At 42.2% G+C, this 22,256-nt stretch carries 21 protein-coding genes and 1 pseudogene; 18 read left to right on the top strand and 4 right to left on the bottom strand.

Features of this window, described 5'->3' with window-relative positions; all coding sequences use genetic code 11:
- Positions 1–10 precede the first annotated feature (10 nt).
- From FFV08_08615 to FFV08_08600, 4 genes and pseudogenes are all read left to right on the top strand, one after another.
- Positions 11–316 carry a PTS sugar transporter subunit IIB gene (locus FFV08_08615; GenBank protein ID QLB52658.1) on the top strand — a complete coding sequence of 102 codons (306 nt, stop codon included), beginning with the start codon at positions 11–13 and terminating at the stop codon, positions 314–316.
- Positions 317–347: 31 nt separating this feature from the next.
- Positions 348–1,823 carry a PTS galactitol transporter subunit IIC gene (locus FFV08_08610; protein ID QLB52657.1) on the top strand — a complete coding sequence of 492 codons (1,476 nt, stop codon included), beginning with the start codon at positions 348–350 and terminating at the stop codon, positions 1,821–1,823.
- Between the two features lie 264 nt (positions 1,824–2,087).
- Positions 2,088–2,834 (top strand): annotated as a pseudogene (locus FFV08_08605) (DeoR/GlpR transcriptional regulator).
- Between the two features lie 183 nt (positions 2,835–3,017).
- Complete coding sequence (locus FFV08_08600; GenBank protein ID QLB52656.1) at positions 3,018–3,551, top strand: hypothetical protein; 534 nt, start codon at positions 3,018–3,020, stop codon at positions 3,549–3,551.
- Between the two features lie 44 nt (positions 3,552–3,595).
- On the opposite strand, the gene FFV08_08595 is transcribed toward FFV08_08600, so the two are convergent.
- The 4 genes from FFV08_08595 to FFV08_08580 form a co-directional block, all read right to left on the bottom strand.
- Positions 3,596–4,462 carry an exopolysaccharide biosynthesis protein gene (locus tag FFV08_08595; GenBank protein ID QLB52655.1) on the bottom strand — a complete coding sequence of 289 codons (867 nt, stop codon included), beginning with the start codon at positions 4,460–4,462 and terminating at the stop codon, positions 3,596–3,598.
- Entirely contained in the window at positions 4,455–4,718 is a 264-nt protein-coding gene (locus tag FFV08_08590) for a GIY-YIG nuclease family protein (protein QLB52654.1), read from the bottom strand. Before FFV08_08590 ends, FFV08_08595 begins: the two co-directional genes overlap by 8 nt.
- Positions 4,708–5,454 carry a tRNA1(Val) (adenine(37)-N6)-methyltransferase gene (locus FFV08_08585; protein QLB52653.1) on the bottom strand — a complete coding sequence of 249 codons (747 nt, stop codon included), beginning with the start codon at positions 5,452–5,454 and terminating at the stop codon, positions 4,708–4,710. Before FFV08_08585 ends, FFV08_08590 begins: the two co-directional genes overlap by 11 nt.
- A gap of 266 nt (positions 5,455–5,720) precedes the next feature.
- The gene (locus FFV08_08580; GenBank protein QLB52652.1) at positions 5,721–8,060 is read right to left on the bottom strand and encodes an HAD family hydrolase; all 2,340 of its coding nucleotides are present in this window, start codon (positions 8,058–8,060) and stop codon (positions 5,721–5,723) included.
- Between the two features lie 157 nt (positions 8,061–8,217).
- Between FFV08_08580 and FFV08_08575 the strand changes: the two genes are divergently transcribed.
- The 14 genes from FFV08_08575 to argF all read left to right on the top strand — a co-directional run bounded on the left by FFV08_08575 (position 8,218) and on the right by argF (position 22,148).
- Positions 8,218–8,958, top strand: coding sequence for a 1-acyl-sn-glycerol-3-phosphate acyltransferase (locus FFV08_08575; protein QLB52651.1), 741 nt, complete (start codon positions 8,218–8,220; stop codon positions 8,956–8,958).
- Positions 8,959–9,051: 93 nt separating this feature from the next.
- Positions 9,052–9,579, top strand: coding sequence for an HXXEE domain-containing protein (locus FFV08_08570; protein QLB52650.1), 528 nt, complete (start codon positions 9,052–9,054; stop codon positions 9,577–9,579).
- Between the two features lie 142 nt (positions 9,580–9,721).
- The gene (locus FFV08_08565) at positions 9,722–10,402 is read left to right on the top strand and encodes a ComEA family DNA-binding protein (protein QLB52649.1); all 681 of its coding nucleotides are present in this window, start codon (positions 9,722–9,724) and stop codon (positions 10,400–10,402) included.
- On the top strand, positions 10,386–12,626 hold the full coding sequence (locus tag FFV08_08560; protein QLB52648.1) for a DNA internalization-related competence protein ComEC/Rec2: 2,241 nt from the start codon (positions 10,386–10,388) through the stop codon (positions 12,624–12,626). Before FFV08_08565 ends, FFV08_08560 begins: the two co-directional genes overlap by 17 nt.
- 125 nt (positions 12,627–12,751) lie before the next feature.
- Positions 12,752–13,930, top strand: a complete 1,179-nt coding sequence (locus FFV08_08555) for a DUF805 domain-containing protein (protein QLB52647.1) — start codon at positions 12,752–12,754, stop codon at positions 13,928–13,930.
- Positions 13,931–14,181: 251 nt separating this feature from the next.
- A complete protein-coding gene (locus FFV08_08550; GenBank protein QLB52646.1) occupies positions 14,182–15,228 on the top strand; it encodes a DNA polymerase III subunit delta in 1,047 nt (348 codons plus the stop codon).
- A gap of 62 nt (positions 15,229–15,290) precedes the next feature.
- The gene (locus FFV08_08545; GenBank protein QLB52645.1) at positions 15,291–15,896 is read left to right on the top strand and encodes a superoxide dismutase; all 606 of its coding nucleotides are present in this window, start codon (positions 15,291–15,293) and stop codon (positions 15,894–15,896) included.
- Between the two features lie 54 nt (positions 15,897–15,950).
- The gene (locus FFV08_08540) at positions 15,951–17,111 is read left to right on the top strand and encodes a serine hydrolase (protein QLB52644.1); all 1,161 of its coding nucleotides are present in this window, start codon (positions 15,951–15,953) and stop codon (positions 17,109–17,111) included.
- Positions 17,112–17,296: 185 nt separating this feature from the next.
- Positions 17,297–18,085, top strand: coding sequence for a YhfC family intramembrane metalloprotease (locus FFV08_08535; protein QLB52643.1), 789 nt, complete (start codon positions 17,297–17,299; stop codon positions 18,083–18,085).
- Positions 18,063–18,344, top strand: coding sequence for a winged helix-turn-helix transcriptional regulator (locus FFV08_08530; protein ID QLB52642.1), 282 nt, complete (start codon positions 18,063–18,065; stop codon positions 18,342–18,344). The genes FFV08_08535 and FFV08_08530 overlap by 23 nt, the downstream gene beginning before the upstream one ends.
- Positions 18,331–18,828 carry a DUF1648 domain-containing protein gene (locus FFV08_08525; GenBank protein QLB52641.1) on the top strand — a complete coding sequence of 166 codons (498 nt, stop codon included), beginning with the start codon at positions 18,331–18,333 and terminating at the stop codon, positions 18,826–18,828. Before FFV08_08530 ends, FFV08_08525 begins: the two co-directional genes overlap by 14 nt.
- 47 nt (positions 18,829–18,875) lie before the next feature.
- Entirely contained in the window at positions 18,876–19,562 is a 687-nt protein-coding gene (locus FFV08_08520; GenBank protein ID QLB52640.1) for a Crp/Fnr family transcriptional regulator, read from the top strand.
- 289 nt (positions 19,563–19,851) lie between these two features.
- Positions 19,852–21,081 carry an arginine deiminase gene (arcA, locus tag FFV08_08515; protein ID QLB52639.1) on the top strand — a complete coding sequence of 410 codons (1,230 nt, stop codon included), beginning with the start codon at positions 19,852–19,854 and terminating at the stop codon, positions 21,079–21,081.
- Positions 21,082–21,131: 50 nt separating this feature from the next.
- Positions 21,132–22,148 (top strand): ornithine carbamoyltransferase, encoded by a 1,017-nt coding sequence (gene argF, locus FFV08_08510; GenBank protein ID QLB52638.1) that lies wholly within the window; start codon positions 21,132–21,134, stop codon positions 22,146–22,148.
- Positions 22,149–22,256 lie beyond the last annotated feature (108 nt).

Here is a 22,256-nt window from a genome sequence, read left to right as displayed (position 1 = left end):
AGGTTTTACCATGATTAAAATTTTAGCTGCCTGTGGAGCTGGTGTAAATTCCAGCCATCAGATTAAAAGTGCCTTAGAGGAAGAGTTGTCAAACCGTGGTTACGATGTTCATTGTGATGCAGTTATGGTCAAGGATGTCAATGAAGATTTAATTCAAGGATACGACATCTTTACACCAATTGCAGCAACAGATCTAGGTTTTACGCCAGAGATTCCTGTCATTGAAGCAGGACCGATTCTCTTTCGTATTCCAGCTATGAGCGCTCCGGTGTATGACAATATTGAAGCAGCCATTAAAGAGCATGGTCTAAGTTAGGTTATAAAAGGTTAAACCAGGAGGTTTTGTTATGAATGCTATTATTGATATAGCGAATAAGTTCTTCGATCCCATTATCAAGATGGGCGGCCCGATAGTCATGCTGATTATCTTGACTGTTTTGGCTCTGTTATTTGGTGTAAAATTTTCCAAAGCTTTGGAGGGTGGTATTAAGCTAGCCATCGCTTTGACGGGTATCGGAGCCATCATCGGTATGCTGAATGGAGCTTTCTCAGCTTCACTAGCAAAATTCGTTGAGAACACTGGGATTCAGCTTAACATCACAGATGTGGGCTGGGCTCCTCTTGCGACCATTACTTGGGGTTCTCCATGGACATTGTATTTCTTGCTTATCATGCTGATTGTCAATGTCGTGATGCTGGTTATGAAGAAAACAGACACACTAGACGTTGATATCTTCGATATTTGGCACTTGTCCATCACTGGACTTTTGATTAAGTGGTATGCAGATAACAACCATGTCAGTCCAGCTGTGTCACTGCTGATTGCGACAGCAGCAGTTGTCTTGGTCGGTGTTTTGAAAATCATCAACTCAGACTTGATGAAGCCTACCTTTGATGATCTTTTGAATGCACCAAGTTCATCTCCGATGACATCTACTCACATGAACTATATGATGAATCCTGTCATTATGGTCTTGGATAAGATTTTTGATAAATTCTTCCCATGGCTAGACAAATATGACTTTGATGCCGCAGCTTTGAATAAGAAAATTGGTTTCTGGGGTTCTAAGTTCTTTATCGGTTTCCTTCTCGGTGTGGTCATTGGTATCATGGGAACACCTCAGCCAGTAGCCGGTGCAGAAGATGCGAATACCTGGCAATTAGTCATTAAAGGCTGGTTGACTCTCGGTTTAACCGCAGGTGTCTGCTTGGAACTCTTCTCATTGATTGGTTCATGGTTCATTGCAGCTGTAGAACCACTTTCACAAGGTATTACAAATGTAGCAACCAAACGTTTGCAAGGACGTAAATTCAATATCGGTTTGGACTGGCCGTTTATCGCTGGTCGTGCAGAAATCTGGGCCTGCGCTAACGTACTTGCCCCAATCATGTTGATTGAAGCAGTTCTTCTTTCCAAAGTCGGAAATGGTATCTTGCCACTAGCTGGTATCATTGCTATGGGTGTAACACCAGCCCTTCTGGTGGTTACTCGTGGTAAGCTCTTGCGTATGATTGTCTTTGGAAGTCTTTTGTTACCGCTCTTCTTGCTATCAGGAACTTTGATTGCTCCATTTGCAACAGAGCTTGCTAAAGGTGTTGGTGCCTTCCCAGAAGGAGTTAGCCAATCTCAATTGATTACCCACTCTACATTGGAAGGTCCAATTGAAAAACTACTTGGCTGGACTATTGGTAACACTACGACTGGTGATATCAAAGCAATCATCGGTGCAGTTATCTTCTTAGGTGCTTATGTAGGAATCTTTGCTTGGTACAGAAAACAAATGATCAAACGTAATGAAGCTTACGCTGCAAAGGAAAAATAAAAGCTTGTGGTTAGAATGATATATAAAGTAAGCCATAAAAACAAATAGTGAAACGAAGAAAACTAGGCTGATATAGATAAAGTCTAGTTTTCTTGTTGTAGAACAGATTAAATAGTACTAATTAACTAATTTACATATTTAAATTCAACATATCAGCTATTTAAAATAAAAAAATTCACAAATCTTTGTTTATATGCTGGAACTGTTGTATAATAAGGTGAAGGTGAGTCTGTAAGAAATTCAGGAGCAAAAGGAGAATGTAAAATGAAAGAAAGTAGACATAGAATCATTCTGCAAGAACTGGATCAAACAGGTGTGGTTGCTGTTAAAAACCTCAAAGAAATGTTGGGCGTCACGGATATGACCATCCGTCGGGATTTGATTGATTTGGAGAAGCAGGGCATGCTGACCCGAGTGCATGGCTGAGCCCATAAGAAGGTAAAAAATGCTCTCAACGAGATTTCCCACTCAGAAAAGCAAATGCTGAATGTTGAGTAGAAAAAGCAGATTGCCCGTAAATGTGCAGATTTGATTGCTGACGGGGATACGGTCTTTATTGGGTCAGGCACCACAACGGATTTTATTGGAGACTATTTGGATGGCAAAAATATCAGCATTGTCACCAATTCACTGCCAATTTTTGAAAAGTTAAAAGAAAGAGCCAATTTAGATTTAATTCTAATTGGTGGACGCTATCGGGCCAAGACTCAAACCTTTGTCGGTCAGTTTGCCAATAATCTTTTGAAAGAAATCAAGGTTTCTAAGGCCTTTATAGGGGCGAATGGCATTGACGGTCATAATGTTACGACCAGCAATGAAGAGGAAGGCAACGGAGATGCGATTATCCTTAACAATGCCATCAGCAAATACATTGTAGCCGATAACAGCAAGTTTGACAGCTATTCTTTCTATTCTTTTTACCGGCTGGACAATCTCAGTGCAGTTGTGACGGACGACAATATCGCTCCGAAAGTCAAGGAAAAATACAGCACCTATGTTGAAATTTTGTGATGTCTGACCGGTGAGAGAAACCTGGTTCAAATGAATAATTTATAGAGGCTGTGACTGGGATTTTGTCTAGAAATTCTAGTCGCAGCTTTTTTATATCTTGGTCGATTTTTGTAAACAACAGTCTTGACTTTGCTGCGGAATTCCTTATATAATAAAATGTATTATTAAATTTTAGGAGGTCTTATGACAATCAATATAGTGATTTTTGTGGCTGTGTCGCTTTTTCGTTTGGTGTTTTTGAGGAAATCCTCTCAGAATGAGCAGGATATTCTGGCTAAGGGTGGCATGGAGTACGGGGTGAAAAACTCAAATATCATGAAGTACCTGCACATGCTTTTTTATGCGGTTTGCTTTCTGGAATTGCTGCTGAAAAAGCCAGCTTTTGACTTGGTGAGTCTATTGGGAGCTGTGTTGTTGCTCTTTTCTATGTTTATGCTCTACCTTGTTGCCAAGCTCTTGGGACCAGTTTGGACCATCAAGCTCATGCTGGTTAAGGATCATAAGTTTGTTGACCACTGGCTCTTTCGCAATGTCAAACATCCTAATTATTTCCTGAATGTTGTACCAGAATTGGTGGGCTTGGCCCTGCTCAGTCATGCTTACTTTGCTCTTTTCATCCTCTTCCCGCTCTACTGTATCACCCTCTATGTCCGTATCAAGGAAGAAGAGCAGTTGCTCAAGGAAGTTATCATTCCAAATGGGATTGCTGGCGAATAAAGTTAATAAAACGCATATCGACTGCAAAAGAAAGGCTAGGACGTTTATATCCTAGCCTTTTCTTTCATTAATTTTCGTATTTCATCAGCCATTTGCTGGGGTTGGCTCGCTTCAAAAAGTAAACTATTTGCTTCAGGCTGGTGGGCAGTTTGGCTGAAAGCCAAAACAGGCTTCCCCTTACTGAGAGCTCTTTGGACAATCTGGTCGACCTCTCCCCAGTGATTGATATCCAAGTAAATATCCGCCCTATTGAGCAAATCCTCAATAAAGTCATCCTGGTGGATATTGGTGTAGAGGTTGATATTGGGATAGTCTTTAAAGCTGGCTAAGTAAGGAGAAATATTTGTCTTAGCAGCAATGTGAAATTCCAAGTCTGGCAGATTTTCTGCTAAATAGGCCAATTGTTCCAAGGTATCAGAAGCTGTGAGCGTAAAGGCATGGAAATTGCCCTGTGGACGCTCCTTAATGATAAGCTCTTCCTTGCTCATAGCGATAGAGTTGCTGGGAATATCCTGGAAAATCAAGCTGTTGGCTCCAATGATGACATTATCACCAATGGTCACACCTTTGAGAATCACAGTATTGGCCCCAATCCAGCAGTTAGCTCCAATCTTGACTGGCGCAATAGTAAAATCAATCTTCTCAATGTGATAATTAGAATACTGATGGTTATGGTCAAAAATCCGGACTCCATCGCCAAACATAGTGTCTTTCCCGATTTCGATAGAGTGCTGACAGCGGACAGTGCAGTGATCGTTAAAGAAAACCCGGTTTCCTAGCTTGAGTTCTGCGTCACTGGCTACACTGAGGCTGGTAAAAGATTGGAAGACGACATCTTGACCGATATCAAGCTGGCTGTCTGGGGAAATTTCGATATGATGAAAGTCGCCTTTGAACTGAATTTCAGGCATTTTGAGTCCTTTCTTTGATGTAAGCCAGTTTGGCTTGTCTAGTTTTCTTTTTAAAGAGGGCTTCAGCCGACATGGCAGCCGGCTTGCTCGGGTGTTCTTCTTGGTAAAGTAAGGTAACTGGCAGCCGAGCGCGGGTGTACTTGGCTCCTTTGCCAGCTTGATGTTTTTTGAGTCGGGCTTGGACATCCGTTGTGTAGCCCGTGTAGAGGGAGCCATCCCCGCATTCAAGCACGTACATATAGGCTTTATTTTCCATAGTAAATCTCGTGAATCTCTGGAGTGTAGCTGCCGTCCTGATTGTGAATAAAGAGAGGGGGTAGGATTTTTAGACCGTCGCGGGAACCATCTTTAATAGCTTCGATAAGAAGCATATTGGCGTCTTTACCCAACTTTGGATAGACAAACTGGATGCGCTTGGGAGCCAGGTTGTGGGCTTGCATGGTATCTAAAATATCTAAAAAGCGTTCTGGTCGATGAACCATAGCCAACCGACCATTGGATTTGAGGACTCGCTGGGCAATCTTGCAAATCTCTTCCAGATTGGTTGAAATTTCATGGCGGGCTAAAAGGTAGTGCTGGCTTTCATTGAGATTGGATTGCTTATCCACTTTGAAATATGGGGGATTGCAGAGAATCATGTCAACCTTGCTGCCGGTGATATAGCGTCCTAGGTTTTTCAGATCGTCCTGAATGACCTGCATTTGCTGAGTCAAATCATTGAGCTCAATGGAGCGCTCGGCCATGTCTGCCAGACGTTCCTGAATCTCGACTGCCAAAATCTGAGCCTTGGTGCGAGTGCTTGCAAAAAGTCCGACAGCGCCATTTCCAGCACAGAGATCGACAATCAATCCCCGCTGAGGTAGCTTAGGAAAGCGGGAAAGCAGCACGCTGTCTACCGAATAGCTGAAGACCTCACTATTTTGAATAATCTTGACATCCGTTGAAAAGAGCTGGTTGACGCGCTCTCCGTCTTTTAGTTTTGCTTCGTTCATAAGTCAATTATAGCATGATTTAGCAAGGATTCCAAAGGGATATGGGAAGTTTTTGCACAATCAAAGAAGAGTCTGGGACAAAAGTCCAGCCTTAAATATAAAAAGCGAACAAAACTAGTTTTCTGGTAATCAGAATTCTGCTTTGTTCGCTTTTCGCATTTAATTATAGATTTGAAGGGCTTAATAATTAAGATTTTTAAAAATTGAAATCTTTTTGTCCCAAACTCTTCCATGAGCTTTAATGATAATTCTTTTTTAGCTAGCCCTTAATCAAATCTGTATTTCTGCTTGATGGTGCAGACAACGAAGATAATTCCGAAAATGACCATGAGAATCAGATAGACAGGCAAAGTTGCGGCTGTTAGCGTCGCAATTTCCAAAAGATGCTGCAGGACAAAGGCTGATAGATAGAAGCCAAAGACAGAGAAGATAATAAGCAGGCTGCGCCAAAGGTTGAGTGGCAGACAGGCCCGAATGACTAACAGGAAGCTGATGCTGCCTAGCAAGTAATAGGTCAGGGTGGTCATTTCTATGTCGCTCCAGCCATGGCTGCTGCCCCAGATACGGACAAATAGCACGCTAAAGATAATCATGAGGGAGTTTGGCAGGGCGAGCTGCAGGGAGCGTTTGAGGAAATGCTTTTCAACCGGCTTGATATTGCGCTCAAACGTGAGGACAAAGGGTGGGAAACCTTCGACAAACTGGTCAATCAAGGTGATTTGAATCGGAATGAATGGGAAAATCAAGAGGTATTCAGATTTTCCGAGCAGGATACTGGCGATACAGATGATAGCCAGGATAAAGGAGTATATGGTCTTGATGAAGAAAATCGGAGCAATCCGGCTGATATTGTTAACGACCCGGCGGCCTTCAAAAAGAATCTCAGGGACATCGTTAAAGTCGGAGTTAAGAAGAACCAAGTTGGCAATTTGCCGAGTTGCGGGGTCGCCCTCCGCCATGACGATGGAGCAGTCTGCTTCGCGCAAGGCTAAAATATCATTAACACCATCTCCCGTCATGGCTGTTGTCCGACCGGCGGCCTTAAGAGTCTGAATCAGCAGCTTCTTCTGATGAGGAGAAACACGGCCGAAGATGGCTGTTTCTTCTGCTTGCTCAACCAGTTCTTGATCGCTGATTTTAGAGCAGTCGATGTAGCTGTCGTAGTTGGTAAATCCAGCCTGGCTCGCGATATGCGAAACGGTCACAGGATTGTCACCAGAGATGATTTTCAGATCAATATCCTGAGAGCGCAGGTAGTCCAGCGTCTCAGCCGCTCCCTCACGAATAGGATCAGTGATTTCCAGAACAGCTAAAGCGGTCATATCTTCAGGCAGTTGGATACTGTGTTTATCTAGCACTTGGTCGCTGTGAGCCAGCACCAAAACCCGCGATCCGCGTTTTTGAGCCTCTCCTACCGCTGCAGGATTGCTGTCCAGCAGCATTTCGGGCGCTCCCAGAAAGATGGTTCCGACACTTGATAAATGCATAGAGCCCCATTTTCGGTCACTAGAAAATGGGATGACATTGTCGCTAATATAGGTGTGCTCCAGGTGGCCGTATCCCTTGCGGATAGCCTGGGCAGTTGGGTTATTATCCTCACTGGTTTGGATGTAGGCTGCTAAGATTTGACCGACGGTCTCATCAGAAAACTTATCTGACAGACTATGCAAAGCTTCAACAGTCATCTTACCTTGGGTAATTGTCCCGGTCTTGTCCAGACAGAGAGTATCCACACGAGCCAAGGTCTCAACAGAATACATTTCCTGGACAAGAACCTTACGCATACCTAGCTTAATGACAGCTGTCAGGAGTGACGTGACTGTCAGGAGGGCGATTCCCTTTGGCAGCATGCCCAAGAGGGCTGTCGAGCTGGTAATGACAGAGTTTTTGACAGGCAGTCCCTTTATCATCAGGGCTTCAAAGAAGAGAGCCAGTCCGAAAGGAATGATAATTTTTCCGGTAAAGCGGGAAATTTTCGCAAGATTGTATAGAATGCGCGAGTTAATAGGTTTGAGAGTTTTAGCCTCAGTCATGAGCTTGTTGGCATAGTTGTCTGCGCCGACATGATGCACCTCAGCATAGATCTGCCCACTGGCCAGAAAGCTACCAGACAGTAGCTCGGCGCCTTCTTCCTTGAGCACCAAGTCACTCTCCCCTGTCAGCATGGCTTCATTGGCCTCGGCAACACCCTCTACCACACGGGCATCACTGGGAATTTGCTCGCCGGCTGACAGCTTGATTAGGTCACCCAGAACAATTTCTTCTGGCTGAATCTTGACTTCCTGGCCATCGCGGATGACTGTGACCAGCTCTCGGCTGACCAGATTGAGCTTGTCAATCATGTGCTTGGCTCGCAGCTCTGTAATAATACCAGTGACGGCATTAAAGCTGATGACTGCGAAGAAGACCAGATTGCTCCAGGCTTGGACAGAGACCAAGGCTAGAGCAATAACAAAGTTAAGGACATTAAAAAGGGTGAAAACATTCCGCTTAACGATTTGCCAGTTACTGGTGCTGGTGTCACTTGTAAAATCGTTGGTCAAGCCCTGCGAAATCTTTTCATCTACTTGGGTTTGGTTTAAACCGATTAATTCTTTCTTGTTCATGAGATTAATGATACCATTTTTTTAGGGAAATGGCTATCAGAATCCGCTGTTACAGGCAAAGTTTGGAAAAACATTGCAGACTATAAAGGGATAGGGTATAATGGGGAAGGATGTAATAAATTTCAAGTAAAATTTTAGTTTGAAATAAGGAGAGTTTATGTTTTATACTTATTTGCGAGGTTTAGTGATTTTTATCCTGTGGACCTTGAACGGCAATGCGCATTACCACAATAAAGAAAAGATTCCTTCAAAAGATGAAAATTATATCTTGGTTGCCCCTCACCGGACATGGTGGGATCCAGTTTACATGGCTTTTGCGACCAAACCCAAGCAGTTCATTTTCATGGCCAAGAAACAGCTCTTTGAAAATCGGGTGTTCGGCTGGTGGATTCGCATGTGTGGTGCCTTTCCCATTGACCGGGAAAATCCTGGTCCGTCAGCTATCAAGTACCCTGTCAATATGCTGAAAAAGAGTAATCGTTCCCTGATTATGTTCCCAAGCGGCAGCCGCCATTCTACGGATGTCAAGGGAGGAGTGGCAGTGATTGCTAAGATGGCTAAGGTCCGTATCATGCCAGTAGTCTACGCTGGTCCCATGAGTCTCAAAGGCTTGGCAGCTGGAGAGCGCGTGGACATGAATTTTGGTAATCCAATTGATATTTCAGACATTAAGAAGATGAATGATGAGGGAGTTGAGGAAGTGGCTCGCCGTGTTCATGCTGAGTTTGACCGTCTGGATGCTGAAGTAGCCCCTTACCAAACACAAAAGAAAGGCAATATTTTCTTGCGGATTTTACGTGCCTTTGTCTTTATTCCTGCTATTTTGATTGGAATTTTGACCATCATTTTTAGCTTCTTTGCTAGCTTTGTCTGGGATCCAGATAAGCATAGAAAATAAGATACTAATCAGCTAGTTGAGCAATCTTGCTTGGGAGCTGATTTTTTTATGCGAGTGGGATATAATGTTGGTATGTTTTATAAGGAGGATGCCATGTCTCTTGCATTTTTATCTTTTGTAACCTTATCACTGTTTATGCTGCACGAGTTTGATGAGATTATCCTGATTCGACCTTGGATTACTCAGAATCAAGATCATCAAGACTATCAAAAGGAGATGTTCATTGCTAGGAGAGGAAGTTATCTTTCTGCTGAAAGTATTGCTCTGATGATTGCAGAGGAATTTCTGCTGGCTTTTATCCTTTTGCTGCTTGCGATTCTATTTCGTATTCCCGAGCTAGTTTTGGCTATTGGCTTCTGTCATACCCTCCATCTGTTGGGGCATATTATGCAAGTGTTTCGCTTTCGTCGCTGGGTACCAGGCGGCTTCACAGCTTTGACGACGTTTCCTATGCTCATCTTAGTCTTGGTCTTTTATCTGAGTCAGCAGTCGGTTTCTTGGCTGCTGCTTCTGATTTCAAGTGCGTTTATAATGGTTTTCCTTTTGGCAAACTTGGCTTTTTTACATAGCAGAGCTCAAAAGATAGAAGCTTGGATATACAGGATAAGCAAAGCAAATTGATATTACAGCTCCTATTTTGTCAACGGCCTTTCTATCTACGACTACTTGCAAAATAAAGATTTTAAAATATGACAAGCTGAAAATATTCTCGGTTTGTCATTTTTTTGAATGTTTTACGAATAAAAAGACAAAGGAGAAAAATATGCTTGAAGAAATCATTGAAAAGCTGAAAGAATACAAGCTCTTTGTTGGTCTAGCAGTAGTTGGCGCTGTGCTAGGTGGTTTTTTCCTCATCAAAGGAAATCATCAACCGCAAAATCAGGTAACCGCCTTAAGTCAGGAAGTAACTTCCTCATCCAGCTCAGCTGATGAAGAGAGTAAAAAAGTTCTTTCTAAGGCCAAGGCGGACGAAGAGGAAAGCGAGCAGGTCACTGTGGATATAAAGGGAGCAGTCAAGAATCCTGGTGTCTATGAGCTAAGAGCAGGAGCGAGAGTCCATGAAGCCATCCAAAAAGCTGGCGGATTGACAGCAGACGCTGAGGCTAAATCCATCAATCAGGCACAAAAATTAACGGATGAAGCAGTAATCTACGTGGCAAAGATTGGTGAAGAAGGCGCCGATGTCACACAGACTGGCCAGCATCAAGCAAGCGCTTCTGATTCTGCTGGTGCCAGTGGTGGAAAGTCAGACAAGGTCAATCTAAATACGGCTACAGAGGCTGAACTGCAGACTATTTCAGGCATCGGACAGAAGCGGGCTTCTGACATCATCGCCTACCGCGAAAGCAACGGCCGCTTCAAGTCAGTAGATGATCTGAAAAAAGTGTCAGGTATTGGAGATAAGACCTTAGAAAAACTGAAAGAATATGTCACAGTGGATTAAAAAGTTACCTCTCGCCCCTATCTATCTGGCTTTCATCCTTGTATTGGCCTATTTTGCAGTCTATTCTGGTAGTTCCTTGGCTTATTTTGGGCTGGGTGTCCTTCTGCTTTGTCTCTTTTTGACCTATCCTCTCAAGAAAAGTCTAGCTGCTTTGGCATTCCTGTCCCTTTTTGTCCTCTTTTTCTTGCTTCATCGGGGAATGGCAGAGCAGGCCTTTAGGCAGGAACCTCCTTCAGCTAGCTCGGTTCAAGTTTTGCCGGATACGATCAAAGTCAATGGAGATTCCCTATCCTTTCGAGGGCGAACGGACGGTCGGCTTTATCAAGTCTTCTACAAGATCAAATCAGCCAGTGAAAAGGAAGCTTTTCAGCAACTGACAGATTTGGTCGTCCTTGATATAGAAGCAGAGTTTGAACAGGCCCAGCAGCAACGAAATTTTTCGGGCTTTGACTATCAGGCTTATTTAAAAAGTCAGGGGATTTACCGTACCTTAAAAATCGATAAGATTCAGTCACTAAGACCAATTTCCAGCCTTAATCCACTCGATTGGCTGTCTGTCTGGCGCAGAAAAGCGCTGGTTTACACTAGAAATAATTTTCCTAGTCCAATGAGTCATTACATGACTGGACTCTTATTTGGTGACTTGGATACAGAGTTTGCAGAAATGAGTGACCTCTATTCTAGCTTGGGTATCATCCATTTGTTTGCCTTGTCTGGTATGCAGGTAGGTTTCTTTTTGGATGGTTTTCGCAGAATTCTTCTAAGGTTGGGGATGAAGAGGGAGACAGTAAACACCTTGCAGCTGCCTTTTTCATTTATCTATGCTGGACTGACGGGCTTTTCTGTTTCTGTCGTCAGAAGCTTAGTTCAGAAGTTATTGGCCCAGCAAGGCCTGACCAGAATGGATAATTTTGCTCTGACACTGATGCTTCTCTTTATCATCATGCCCAATTTTCTTCTGACAGCTGGCGGTGTCTTGTCCTGCGCTTATGCTTTTTTGATTTCTATGATGGATTTTGAGGAGTTGTCGCCGTTTCGGAAGCTTTTAGCGGAAAGTCTGACTATTTCATTGGGGATTTTGCCTATACTAATCTACTATTTTTCTGAATTTCAGCCCTGGTCCGTGATTTTAACTTTTCTATTTTCACTACTCTTTGACCTGCTGATGCTGCCAGGGTTAACCCTCATTTTTATTTTGTCACCAATGATAAAAATCACTCAAGTCAATTTTTTCTTTCAGATACTTGAAGATGTGATTCGTTGGGTAGCTGATTTTGCTCCGCGTCCTTTGATTTTTGGGAAGCCCAACCTCTGGTTACTGGTCTCTCTGCTTTTGGTTTTGGCTTTAATCTATGACTTTCGGAGAAAGAAAAGCTGGCTTTTGTCTCTTAGTTTGCTTGCTCTTCTCTTATTTTTTCTAACAAAGCATCCGCTGCAAAATGAGATTACAGTGGTGGATATTGGTCAAGGTGATAGCATTTTTCTCAGGGACTGGCAGGGCAGGACGATTTTGATTGACGTAGGAGGACGAGTTGAGCTAGGAAAGAAAGAGAAGTGGCAAGAACGACAGACTTCATCCAATGCAGAAAAGACCTTGATTCCCTATCTCAAAAGCCGAGGGGTTGGTAGTCTGGATGTATTGATTCTGACTCATACCGATACCGACCACATGGGCGATATGCTGGAGGTAGCTAAGCATTTTTCTATCAAGGAAGTCTATGTTTCCAAAGGAAGTTTGACTCAGCCTGATTTTGTTCAAAAGCTGGAGCAGATAGAAACTTCTGTCCATGTCGTAAAAGTTGGAGATGAGATTCCGGTATTTGACTCGGCTTTGCAGGTTCTCTATCCTAGTGGGACAGGCGACGGTGGAAATGATGATTCGATTGTACTCTACGGGGAGTTCTTTCAGACAAAATTTTTGTTTACAGGTGATTTGGAGGAGCAGGGCGAAACTGAGCTGATGCAGCGATTTCCTCGGCTGACTGCAGATGTCTTAAAAGCAGGTCACCATGGTTCCAAAGGCTCTTCCAGTCCAGAGTTTTTAGAGCAAATTCAGCCGAAACTGGCCTTGATATCAGCTGGCCAGAATAATCGTTATCGACATCCGCATCAGGAAACTTTGCAGCGTTTTGAAAAGCTTCATACAACCATCTATCGAACTGACCAGCAGGGGGCCATTCGTTTGATTGGTTGGAATTCCTGGAGGATTGAAACAGTTCACTGATAGCCGCGCTAAAGATACCAACTCATACTTTGTAGACTGCTTAGCTTCAGTCAGGAAGTCATATTGATTTATTTATGCATTTGTGATAAGATAATGGGTATAAAAAAATTATAGAGGAGAATTCTATGTTTGCTGCATATAAAAAATTCTGGACACATTATGCTGATTTTTCAGGTCGTTCTACCCGGTCTGACTACTGGTGGGTAGCTTTGTGTCATGCTATGATTTGCGCGCCACTATCTATCATATTTTTTGTATCTATTATGGGAAGTGCTTATTCTGCAGTTCAAGATGCAAATTATGGATACGAGCCTGATCCATCGCCCTATCTAGCTGGAGCAGGATTTGGTGTCATTTTCTTGTTTATCATGCTAATTTATGGACTGGCTGTCCTTGTGCCTAATTTGGCAATCACTGTTCGCCGTCTGCGAGATGCGGGCTATCATTGGGCTTTCCTATTTCTGGGTATTGGTCCGTCGATTGCCATGATTATTCCAGGTCTAAATATCATTGCAGCTCTTGTATCTTTTCCATGTAGTGTTGCTTTGATTGTTTTGCTTTGCCAAGGTTCTAAGCCTGAGTTGGCTAACAATTCATACGGTCAGCAATTTGGCCAGCAAAACTTCCAAGGTCAGCAGTTTGGCCAACAGCCTTACAATCAAGGTTTGAACTATGAAAAACAACCACAGCAAGGTGGTTTCCAAGGTCAGCAGTTTGGCCAACAGCCACAGCAAGGTGGTTTCCAAGGACAACAGTTTGGCCAACAGCCACAGCAAGGTGGTTTCCAAGGACAACAGTTTGGTCAACAACCACAGCAACCTGTCCAAAACCAACCATTTGGCCAACAGCCGCAACAAGGTGGTTTCCAAGGACAGCAGTTTGGTCAACAGCCACAAGAACCTGTCCAAAACCAGTCATTCGGTCAACAACCACAACAACCAGTTCAAAATCAACAGTTTGGCCAACAGCCACAGCAAGGCGGTTTCCAAGGTCAACAGTTTGGTCAGTCACAACAACCTGTCCAAAACCAACCATTTGGCCAACAACCACAGCAAGGTGGCTTCCAAGAACAGCAGTTTGGTCAACAGCCACAACAACCTTTTTCTGATCAAAGTCAAGCGGTGGAGCAAACAGAACCAGTTCAAAATCCATTTACTGCTGAAACATCTGAGCAGTCAACACCTCAAGATTTTGGAACTCAAGCACCTGTTGAGGATAATCCTTTTGTTTCACCAATTCAAGAGGAGCAACCTGCTGCATCAGCTGAAAACAGTGTAGAAGATGCAACTGAAAACCAAGAATAAACAAAGAAAGAGTTGGAATTTTTCCAGCTCTTTTTGCTCTGTCGCTCGCAGAAAAGTTTTAACAGAATGAGGCATTGATTGCTTTTCATAACAAAGAAAAATGAAGCCACTAACAGTTTATATTTATATAGCGGATATACTCAAAAATTAGATTTTGTTTGCAAAGAAAATAGCAGACTTTCCGACTCTTTTTTGTTACAATCAATACATGAAAAAAATTGACAAGAAATATAAAGCAAGGGAGACTTTCGGTGTTAGTTATTGAGGAAATTAAAAAAATCACACCAAGCAATCTTCCTGCTTTGACCATTTTGACTGGGGATGACTTGGGGCAGTTTGAGTTGTTGAAGGAGCAGTTTCTCCGCCAGATTCAGTTTCAACCGGGCGATTTGAACACTGCTATTTTCGATATGAAAGAAGCAAACTATCAGGATGTGGAGTTGGACTTGGTCAGTCTGCCTTTTTTTACGGATGAAAAAATCGTGATTTTGGATCATTTTGCTGATTTGACAATAGCCAAGAAGCGCTATCTGACTAATGAAGAACTCAAATCTTTCGAAAGTTATCTGGAAAATCCAGCAGATACGACTCGTCTGGTTATCTTTGCAGAAGGCAAATTGGATAGCAAGCGCCGTCTGGTCAAACTGCTGAAACGGGATGGGAGAATTTTTGAGGCTGAAGAACTCAAGGAAGCAGATCTAAGGGCTTATTTCAGCAAGGAAGCGCAGGCAGAAGGTTTACAATTTGCTCCGACAGCTTTCGAGCAATTGCTGCTGAAATCAGGTTTTCAGTTTAGTGAAGTCAGTAAAAATTTAGCCTTTCTGAAAAGATATAAAGAGTCCGGTCAGATTGGTTTAGAAGACATTGCCGAGACCATTCCCAAGACTCTTCAGGACAATATTTTTGACCTGACCCAGCTGATTTTGCAGCAGAAGATTGACGAAGCCAGAAGTTTGGTACGAGATTTGACTCTTCAAGGTGAGGATGAAATCAAGCTTATTGCCATTATGCTGGGGCAGTTTCGTATCTTTACGCAGGTTAAGGTTTTAGCGGAAAATGGCAGAGCTGAGAGTCAGATTGTGTCTGATTTGTCCGACTATCTAGGCCGCAAGGTCAATCCTTATCAAGTCAAGTTTGCCTTAAAGGATGCTCGCTCACTGAGTTTAGCCTTTCTTAAAAAGACTATGGCCTGTCTAATCGAAACAGATTACCAAATTAAATCGGGGCTGTATGATAAAGATTACCTGTTTGATTTGGCTCTGCTCAAGATTGCGACGGGTGAGCTACAAGCAAAATAGTTGAAAAATTCTAATGATTGCGTTATCATTTTTATAATCATATAGAAAAAGAGGTCTATCAAATGGCAATTATCTTACCTGATCTTCCTTACGCTTACGATGCTTTGGAGCCCTACATTGATGAAGAAACAATGCACTTGCATCATGATAAGCACCACAATACCTATGTAACGAATGTTAATGCTGCGCTTGAAAAGTATCCTGAAATCGGTGAAGACTTGGAAAAATTATTGGCTGATGTGGAGTCTATCCCAGCTGATATCCGCCAGGCAGTCATCAACAACGGTGGTGGTCATCTTAACCACGCTCTTTTCTGGGAATTGATGACACCAGCAGAAACATCACCATCTGCAGAATTGGCAGCAGATATTGAAGCTACTTTTGGATCATTTGAAGACTTTAAAGCGGCTTTCACTGCAGCGGCTACAACTCGTTTTGGTTCTGGCTGGGCTTGGTTGGTTGTCAATAAAGAAGGCAAGTTGGAAGTGACCTCAACTGCCAATCAGGATACTCCTATTTCAGAAGGTAAAACTCCAATCTTGGGACTGGATGTTTGGGAACATGCTTACTATGTGAAATACCGCAATCTTCGTCCGAATTACATTCAAGCTTTCTTCTCAGTTATTAACTGGAAAAAGGTTGACCAACTTTACGCAGCTGCGAAATAAACAGGCAGTTTCAATATATAAAAAGGTGAATCGATTAAAGATTTGCCTTTTTTAATGCTTAAAATACCTTTTTTCTGGATTTCACTTGTTATTTTCCTCATAATTTTTTATAATACAAATGCTAGGAGAAATGTTTTGAGTAAAAAAATTGTAACTATTATCGTAGCTGTAGTTTCTTGTATTTGTCTGCTGGGCTTCATCGTCCTTTTTATAACCGAACGAAATAAGGCCATTGAAAAGAAAGCACAAGAGGCTGCCCAACTTGCAAAGTCTGGCGAGCAAGAACAGGAGGAGGAGAAAGTCAAGCCTGATTCCAAACCAGTTGAAGAAAAGCCCAAGCCAGTTGAAAAAAGTCCAGAGGAGAAGCAGAAGGTCATGGAGGCGGACGGTCCGACTATGGATGCTTTGGGGCTTCGATTTGACTATGCAAATTTGGATTTGACTCAGGTCATTCAGGCTTATATGACCGAAATGGGAATTGAACCCTCCCAGATTGCATTTTCATATAAGGATTTGACGACCGGTAAGACCTTTGCCATGAATGATACCCAGCCTATGACTGCGGGATCGACCTACAAGCTCCCTCTCAATATGCTGGTAGTAGATGAGGTTGCTGCCGGCAAACTTTCTATGGACGAGCGGTTTGATATTACCAATACAAACTATGAATATAAGGGCGAGCATGATAACTATGTCGGTGCTTTCAACGGTGCTATGAGCATATCAGATATGCAGGAATACTCCTTGGTTTATTCTGAAAATACTCCAGCCTATGCTTTAGCAGAGCGTCTGGGCGGTATGGAAAAGGCCTATGATATGTTTAGTCGCTACGGTCAGTCCAAGGCTGATATTAAGACGATCAGCCGTGAGAATAATAAGACCACGACGGACTACTATATTCAGGTCCTTGAGTATTTGTCTAAAAATCAGGAAAAATACAAGGATATTCTTTATTATATAGGCGAATCCTTTCCAGGTGAATACTATAAGCGCTATCTGCGTGACATTACCATCTATCAAAAGCCTGGTTACGTTCGTGAGGCGCTCAATGTGGATGCATTAGTCATGGAAGAGAAGCCCTATATTATAGCTCTCTATACGGCTTATTTAGGCGGCAGCACCGAGGCCAGTGATGAGATCAGCGGTGTCGGAATTGAGCAAGTTGGTCAGTTAGCCTACGTCATCAATGAATGGCACCGGGTTAATATGAACTAATCTAATAGAAATCACAAATCAATACGCTTTAGATGAAAATCTGGGCGTATTTTTTATTGCAGTAGAGCTTGATGATTTTTAGATTGAAAGTTATTTAGAAAAAAATCGAAATAGATTTGACAAAAATTGGTAGAAGATGTATAATCTATTTAGAAAAAAACCTAAACAGTTCAGGAGAAAATTTCATGCTTTCTATTCATATTATCATTGCTATGCTGCTGATTTTAGGGGCAGTCCTTGTTCCTTTGGTTTATTTTAAAAAGACCAAGCACATTTCTCTATTAGTCTTTCTTTTAGGGGGGGTTGGTTTTTATTTATCGAGTCAAGTTCTAGAAAATATTTTGCATCGTATCGTTTTACAGCCTCAGGCTGATGGAACTATCGCTTTGCAGACGGAAAATCCTTGGCTATATGTTCTTTATGCTATTGCTGCGGCAGCTATTTTTGAAGAAACAGCCCGCTGGGTCATCTTTTACTGGCTGCAAAAGAAGCGTCCACTGACCTTTGGGGATGCTGTGGCCTATGGCTTAGGTCATGGTGCTATTGAGGCTCTGTTTATTGGTATTGTCAGCCTCTTAAACTTTTGGGTTATAGCTCAAGTAGTAACTCAGGGGAATGCTCAGACGTTGGCTCAAATTCCTCAAGCAATTATTGACAATGTCCGTTCCATGAACGCTGGCAGCATCTATCTTTTGGCTTTTGAACGGATTTTGGCTATTCTCATTCAAATCCTTCTGACCTTCTGGGTTTGGAAGGCGGTCAAGGAGAAGGCTCCAGTGTATTTTATAGCTGCTCTGGGACTTCACGCCCTGATTGACTTAGCGCCTGCTCTGGCTCAGGTAGGCTTTCTTCCGCCACTGGCTGTTGAGGCTTTGCTCTTAGTAGAAGTAGTGGCACTAGTCTTTCTGACCAAGAAAATTTTGAAAGTTTACCTGAAAGAAAGGTTCAATCATGGGGATCAGTCAAACGCTTAAAGCCCTAGCTGACCCAGTTCGGAGGGGAATCCTGGAAATGCTCAAGCATGGTCCGAAGTCAGCAGGGGAAATTGCTCAAGCTTTTGAGCTGACTCCTGCGACGGTATCCTACCACCTCTCTCAGCTAAAGAAAGCCGGTCTGCTCATAGAAGAAAAGCAGAAGAACTTTATATATTACAGCTTAGATGTCACTGTTTTTGAAGAAATTCTTGTCTGGTTTCAATCTCTTGGAGGAGGAAACGAAAATGAAAAAAAATAGTTTACAAGAATTAGGATGGGCACTTGGCGTCATGCTCTTGCCAGTTTTATATGCTATCTGGGTCTATCAAAAATTACCAGAAAACCTAGCTATTCACTTTGACTTATCTGGAAAAGGCGATTTCTTTTTACCTAAGCTTCTAATAGTATCTGCTTTTCCAATTGTCATGATGCTACTAGAAGTTATGATTTATTGGACAACCATTGCCAAAGATATCTTGAATAGAACCTTTAAGCACCTTATTCGATGGATATTTCCTTTTACCTTTATTTCGCTATATCTAGCTACTATTTATCGGGGCTTAAATGAGAGTTTTGATGTGCGTAAAATAGCAACTATGCTAGTTGCTTTGGTTATCATAATTGTAGGCAATTACTTGCCCAAAAAAGTACAAGCTGACAGAAATTCCATGAATAGAAAATGGGCACACCTCTTTGTTTTGTTAGGATTTCTTACTTTTATAGTCAGCATTTTCTATTTGTAAGCGGATTTATGCTATAATGGTATCAAGTATCAAATAAAAGGGTTATCATGATTACCAAGGAGCATTATCAATATATCCGGCAGCACCCTGCCTTTATCAATCTGCCAGTGGAGCTTTTCGATAAATTGGCTGTAGAGATTCAGTATCGCAAGATTCCAAAAGGGCAAATTATCTTTTTTGCAGGAGACCGACGAGAACGTCTTTTCCTCTTGTTTCAAGGCTATGTGCGGATTGAGCAATATGATTCGACGGACACATTTTCATATATGGATTATGTCAAGAAAAACAGTGTTTTCCCCTATGGAGGTATGTTTTTTGATGAGTGCTATCATTACACAGCCAGCGCTGTCACCAATGTCGAATATTTCTCCATTCCTATTGATTTGTTTGAAGACTATTCTAAGAAGAGTGTGGATCAGCTTTTGTTTATTACCAAGCGGCTATCGCAAATCTTGGAATTTCAGGAATTGAGATTGCGCAATGTCGTGGCCGCCAGTGCCAGTGAGCGTGTTATCCAGTCTCTATCGCTGCTCTGCATGGATTTGTGCAAGGAGGGAGACAGTCTGCCCTTTCCTATCAGTATGAAAGAGTTGGCAAAACTAGGAGCCACAACTCGGGAAACGGTCAATCAAGTTCTGAAAAAGCTCTTGGATGAAGGTCAGATTGAATACGAGCATAAAAAATTAACTTTTATGGATAAAGAATATTTTATGAAATACCTTGCTGGAAGCTAATCTATTTTGATTGGCTTCTTTTTTGTCAAACAAATTCAAAATATTCTAATATTAACCATGTACTGATTTTATTTTAAAAAATAAATATTCACAAAAATAATATAATGCATAAAATATTCAAAGAAAACGCTTTAAAGAAGAATATTATAAAAATAGAAATAGAAAAAAGCAAAGGATTTGACATTTGCAATGTAGGCTTTTTCTTGAAAGCGGTAGCATTAAATGCTAGAATAGTACATGTAAACGGGCTTAGAAAAACCTAAACCGCAAAGAAAAAGGAGGATAGTAGATGTCTACACATCCAATTCGTGTTTTCTCAGAAATTGGAAAACTGAAAAAAGTTATGTTGCACCGTCCTGGCAAGGAGTTGGAAAACTTGCAGCCAGACTATTTGGAACGTCTTCTCTTTGATGATATTCCTTTCTTGGAAGATGCACAAAAAGAACATGACAACTTTGCTCAAGCGCTTCGCAATGAAGGAGTTGAGGTGCTCTATCTTGAGCAGCTGGCTGCTGAGTCACTGACTTCTCCAGAAATCCGCGAGCAATTCATCGAAGAATATCTGGAAGAAGCCAATATTCGTGGCCGTGAAACCAAGAAGGCTATTCGCGAACTGCTCCGTGGTATCAAAGATAACCGTGAGTTGGTTGAAAAAACGATGGCAGGGGTTCAAAAAGTTGAATTGCCAGAAATTCCTGAAGAAGCAAAAGGCTTGACGGACTTGGTGGAATCTGATTATCCATTCGCTATTGATCCAATGCCAAACCTTTACTTCACACGTGACCCATTTGCTACAATTGGTAATGCTGTATCGCTCAACCACATGTATGCAGACACTCGTAATCGTGAAACTCTTTATGGTAAATACATCTTCAAACATCACCCAGTATACGGTGGAAATGTTGAACTTGTTTACAACCGTGAAGAAGATACACGTATCGAAGGTGGGGACGAGTTGGTTCTTTCAAAAGATGTGCTGGCAGTTGGGATTTCACAACGTACAGACGCAGCTTCTATCGAAAAACTCTTGGTCAATATCTTCAAGAAAAATGTTGGCTTCAAGAAAGTTTTGGCTTTTGAATTTGCCAACAACCGTAAGTTCATGCACTTGGACACTGTCTTCACTATGGTTGACTATGACAAGTTCACGATTCACCCAGAAATCGAAGGCGATCTTCGCGTTTACTCCGTAACTTATGTTGATGACAAACTTAAGATTGTTGAAGAAAAAGGTGATTTAGCAGAAATCTTGGCAGAAAACCTTGGTGTGGAAAAAGTTCACCTGATTCGCTGTGGTGGTGGCAATATCGTAGCTGCTGCGCGTGAGCAGTGGAACGATGGTTCTAACACCTTGACTATTGCACCTGGTGTGGTAGTGGTGTATGATCGTAACACCGTTACTAACAAGATTTTGGAAGAATACGGCTTGCGTTTGATTAAGATCCGCGGAAGTGAATTGGTTCGCGGTCGTGGTGGACCACGCTGCATGTCTATGCCGTTTGAACGTGAAGAAATTTAAGCATACAAGTGCTAACAAATACATAAAGAATAGAAAGAGGAAATAATAGAATGACACATTCAGTATTCCAAGGACGTAGCTTCTTAGCAGAAAAAGACTTTAGCCGTGCTGAGTTAGAATACCTTATCGGTCTTTCAGCTCACTTGAAAGATTTGAAAAAACGCAATATTCAACACCACTATCTTGCTGGTAAGAATATCGCTCTCTTGTTTGAAAAAACATCTACTCGTACTCGTGCAGCTTTTACAACAGCAGCTATCGACCTGGGAGCACATCCAGAATACCTTGGTGCTAACGATATCCAGCTTGGCAAGAAAGAATCTACAGAAGATACTGCTAAAGTTTTGGGCCGTATGTTTGACGGGATTGAATTCCGCGGCTTTAGCCAACGCATGGTAGAAGAATTGGCAGAATTCTCAGGTGTTCCAGTATGGAATGGTTTGACTGACGAATGGCACCCAACTCAAATGTTGGCTGACTACTTGACAGTTCAAGAAAACTTTGGCCGTCTGGAAGGCTTGACATTGGTATACTGTGGTGATGGACGTAACAACGTTGCCAACAGCTTGCTGGTAACAGGGGCTATCCTTGGCGTCAACGTTCACATCTTCTCACCAAAAGAACTCTTCCCAGAAAAAGAAATCGTTGAATTAGCAGAAGGCTTTGCTAAAGAAAGCGGCGCTCGTGTACTGATTACAGAAGATGCTGACGAAGCAGTTAAAGGCGCTGATGTTCTTTACACAGACGTTTGGGTATCTATGGGTGAAGAAGACAAGTTTGCAGAACGCGTTGCCCTCCTCAAACCTTACCAAGTTAACATGGAACTGGTTAAGAAAGCTGACAATGAAGATCTTATCTTCCTGCACTGCTTACCTGCATTCCACGATACAAATACTGTTTACGGTAAAGATGTCGCTGAAAAATTCGGCGTAGAAGAAATGGAAGTAACAGACGAAGTCTTCCGCAGCAAATATGCTCGTCATTTCGACCAAGCAGAAAACCGTATGCACACTATCAAAGCGGTTATGGCTGCAACTCTTGGAAACCTCTACATTCCAAAAGTATAATCTTACATAAGAAACCGTCTACCAACAGCTATGAGGGCTGCGACTAATAGCTTTAGTCCGGCCCTCTTTTATATGATAAGGAATGCTTATTTCCTTATTGAAAATTTG

Source organism: Streptococcus sanguinis (assembly GCA_013378335.1).
GTDB lineage: Bacteria > Bacillota > Bacilli > Lactobacillales > Streptococcaceae > Streptococcus > Streptococcus sanguinis_I.
This window is presented reverse-complemented; position numbering and strand designations above follow the sequence as displayed.